Here is a 3,187-nt window from a genome sequence, read left to right as displayed (position 1 = left end):
GCCCTGCGGGAGGCCCAGGCCCTGCGCGCCGCCGGGGGCGCCACCGCCTCACTGGTGCGCGAGCGGGCCCGGGAGCGCCTGCCGGACATGGTCGGCCATGTGGTGGCCGACGCCCTGGACGTCACGGGCCGGGCGGGAGGGGCGCCGTGAGCGCCGGCTGGGTCGCGGGCGTGGTCAGGGCACGCGACCTGACCCGCCGGTGCCCGGGCCCGGGCGGCGCGCGCCAGATCGCGGCGGCCGCGTCGCTCGACGACGCCGTGCGCCGCCTGGCCGGGACGCCGTATCGCAGGTACGCGCGGCCGGCCGTCGGTCTGCCGGATGCGCAGCGCGCGGTCATGGCGACGCTGCTGTGGCATCTGCGGGTGCTCGCCGGATGGCTGCCCCCGGGCGGGGCGCGCCTGCTCCGCCCGCTCGCCGCGGGTTTCGAGATCGCCAACGTGGCGTCCCGGCTGACGGCCCGCGACGGTCCCGGGGCGGATGAAGAGGCCCCTGCCCGGCCGCCGTACCGGCTGGGCGCCCTGGAGACCGCGTGGCGGGCCCTGGAACGGGCCCCGACACCCACCCAGCTGCGTGCCGCGCTCAGGGCCTCGCCCTGGGGAGACCCGGGGGCCGAGACGCCCTGGGCACTGGTCACCGGCATGCGGATGGCGGCCGCGCGGCGTACCTCCGCGCAGGTGGGTCCGGCCCGCCGCTGGGCCCGCGGGCGCGCCGCCCTGCTGGCGGCGCGCGAACGGTTCGTGCACGAGCACCGTCTGCCAGGGCCCGTACGCCGGGACGCGGCGGAGCTCCTGGGGCCCCGGGCGGTCGACGCGGCGTCGTTCCGGGACTTCCGCGAGCGGCTGCCGCCGGCGGCCCGCTGGGTCCTGACGGACGTCGAGGAGCCGGGCGAGTTGTGGCGTGCGGAGGCCCGCTGGTGGCGGGTGCTCCACCAGGAGGGCGCCGTCCTGCTGCGCGACGGCGGCTACGGGCCGCGGGCGGTCGTGGGCGCGGTCGGGGTGCTGTCCGCGGACGCCTGGCGGGTACGGGCGGCCCTGGAGTGCGCGGCCCGGGGCGGACGGCCACTGGGGGTGTTCGATGCCCTGGCCTGAGGCGATGACACCGGTGCCCATGCGACGCGTCGCGGTGATCGTGCCGCACACGGCGCTGCGGGACACGCTGGTGCGGATCGCCGAGGCGGGCTGCGTCGAGCTGGACCGGGCCGAGGAAGAGACGCCGGGACCGGCGGCCCGGCGGCTGCAGCGGCTGGCGGGCCGTCCCGAGTCGGCGCCGCCCGCGGCCGCGGACACCGTGCCGCCGTCCGGCCGGGCCCCGGTGCTGGCCCCCTCGGCGCCCGATCTCGACGCCCTCGAACGGCGGCGCAGCCTGGGTCTGCTGGCGGGTGAGGCGGAGCTGGAGGAGCGCGCCCGGGGTGCCGTCCGGCGCGGGGAGGTGTCCGCGCTCGCCGGATGGTGCCCGGCGGCCGAGGTGCCACGGCTCGCCCGGAGCCTCGCGGCCGCCGGTGGCGCGCTGGTGCCGCTGCGGGTGCCGCGCGGGACCGATCCCCCCACCCAGCTGCGGTCCGCGCCGGCCGGGTCGTTCACGCCGCTGGTGACGACGTACGGCACCCTGCCGTACGCGGACCTCGACCCCTCCTGGCCGGCGGGCATCGCGTACGTCGTCATGTTCGGGATCATGTTCGGGGACGTGGGTCACGGGGCGCTGCTGCTGCTCGGGGCGCTGGCGTTGTGGCGGGGACGGCCCCGCCGGCTCGCCCGGTTCCGCCGCCTGTGGCCCTTCCTCGCCGGTGCCGGACTGATGGCCATGGTCGCGGGCGCGGCCTACGGCGAGTTCTTCGGGCCGACGGGTGTACTGCCGGTGCTCTGGCTGAGCCCGCTGGAGAGCCCGGAGCGGCTGCTCGCCGCGGCGGTCGTGTTCGGGGCGGCCCTGCTCGCCCTCGCCCACGCGGCCGGCGCGGTCAACCGCCTGCGCGAGGGCGGTCCGGGCAGGGCCCTGTACGCGGCGTCCGGCGGTGCCGGTCTGCTGTTCTTCCTGGGGCTCGCGCTGTCGGCGGCCGGTCTCCTCCTGCACCGGCCGGCCGTGGCCGTCCCGGGGGCGGCGCTCGCCGCGGCCGGGCTGCCGCTGCTGGCGGTGGGGCTGTTCCGGGCCACCGCGGGCGGCCCCGGGGGATTCGCGGAGACGGGGCTGCGGCTGTTCGACGTGATCGTGCGGGCGGGCACCAACACCCTGTCGTTCGCGCGGCTCGCGGCCTTCGGCCTCACCCACGCCGCGCTCGCCGGCCTGGTGTGGCACGGCACCGCCGGCCTGGCGGGCCGGGGGGCCGCGGGGGCGGTGGGGGCGGCGGCGCTCTTCGCCGTGGGCACCGCCGTGTCCTTCGGTCTGGAGGCCCTGGTGGCCGGGGTGCAGGCGCTGCGGCTGGAGTACTACGAAATCTTCTCGCGGCTGTTCGAGACGGAGGGCCGCCCCTTCCGTCCCTGGCACGTTCTGCCGGCGGCAGCGGCCGAACCCGAAACGGAGGCGACCACGTGCTCACCTGGTTGATGGTCCTGCCCGTCCCGGCCGCGGCGCTCGCCGCCGTCCGGCTGCTGCGCAGGCACCGGGCGAAACGCGCGTTCCGCTGGCTGCTGGCGACGAACCTCGCCCTGCTGGCGGGTGCCGGTGTGCTCCTCGCGACGGCCCTGTCTGCCTCGGCGCAGGGCGCGCACGCACAGGCCGCCGCGACGGCCGCCCCCAACGGATCCGCTCTGATCGGCGCGGCCATCGCGGTGGCGAGCGCGTCGATCGGCGCCGCCCTCGCGGTCGCCTACACCGGCGCCGCGGCGCTGGCCGCGCTGAGCGAGCGTCCGGAGTTGTTCGGCCGCGCCATCGTGATCGTCGGGCTGGCCGAGGGCATCGCGGTCTACGGCCTGGTGGTCGCGATCCTGCTGATCGGGAAGGCGTGACGATGGGCACCGTGGCCGCCATCGGCGCCCGGGCCAGGGTGGGCGGACTGGCCCTGGCCGGTGTCGATGTCCTGGTCGCGGAGGACGCCGACGCCGTCCGCCGGGCCTGGCGGGCGCTGCCCGGGACGGTGTCGCTGGTCATCGTGACCGCCGAGGCGGCGGACGTCCTGCGCCGCGACGGGACGGCCGAGCCGGATCCCTCCCGTCCGCTGACCGCGGTGATGCCGCCGTGACCGCCGCCGGCACCA

The 3,187-nt window shown here is 78.4% G+C and carries 4 protein-coding genes; all 4 read left to right on the top strand.

Features of this window, described 5'->3' with window-relative positions; genetic code table 11:
- Positions 1–146: 146 nt before the first annotated feature.
- Genes ACFSL4_RS35700 through ACFSL4_RS35685 form a run of 4 tightly spaced genes read left to right on the top strand, consistent with a single transcriptional unit; the run spans position 147 to position 3,172 of the window.
- On the top strand, positions 147–1,088 hold the full coding sequence (locus ACFSL4_RS35700; RefSeq protein WP_381092098.1) for a hypothetical protein: 942 nt from the start codon (positions 147–149) through the stop codon (positions 1,086–1,088).
- A gap of 19 nt (positions 1,089–1,107) precedes the next feature.
- Positions 1,108–2,538 (top strand): V-type ATPase 116kDa subunit family protein, encoded by a 1,431-nt coding sequence (locus ACFSL4_RS35695; RefSeq protein WP_381092096.1) that lies wholly within the window; start codon positions 1,108–1,110, stop codon positions 2,536–2,538.
- Entirely contained in the window at positions 2,523–2,939 is a 417-nt protein-coding gene (locus ACFSL4_RS35690; protein WP_381092095.1) for an ATP synthase subunit C, read from the top strand. Before ACFSL4_RS35695 ends, ACFSL4_RS35690 begins: the two co-directional genes overlap by 16 nt.
- A gap of 2 nt (positions 2,940–2,941) precedes the next feature.
- Positions 2,942–3,172, top strand: coding sequence for a hypothetical protein (locus ACFSL4_RS35685; protein ID WP_381092093.1), 231 nt, complete (start codon positions 2,942–2,944; stop codon positions 3,170–3,172).
- The last annotated feature ends 15 nt before the right edge of the window (positions 3,173–3,187 follow it).

The sequence above is a fragment of the Streptomyces caeni genome (assembly GCF_042678285.1).
Lineage (GTDB): Bacteria > Actinomycetota > Actinomycetes > Streptomycetales > Streptomycetaceae > Streptomyces > Streptomyces caeni.
Note: the sequence above shows the minus strand (reverse complement) of the source record. Positions and strands in the feature narration are given on the sequence as shown.

Excerpts from the sequence above, each read along its gene's own strand:
- ACFSL4_RS35685 (WP_381092093.1), top strand. The coding sequence starts at position 2,942 with ATGGGCACCGTGGCCGCCATCGGCGCCCGGGCCAGGGTGGGCGGACTG.
- ACFSL4_RS35695 (WP_381092096.1), top strand. The coding sequence starts at position 1,108 with ATGCGACGCGTCGCGGTGATCGTGCCGCACACGGCGCTGCGGGACACG.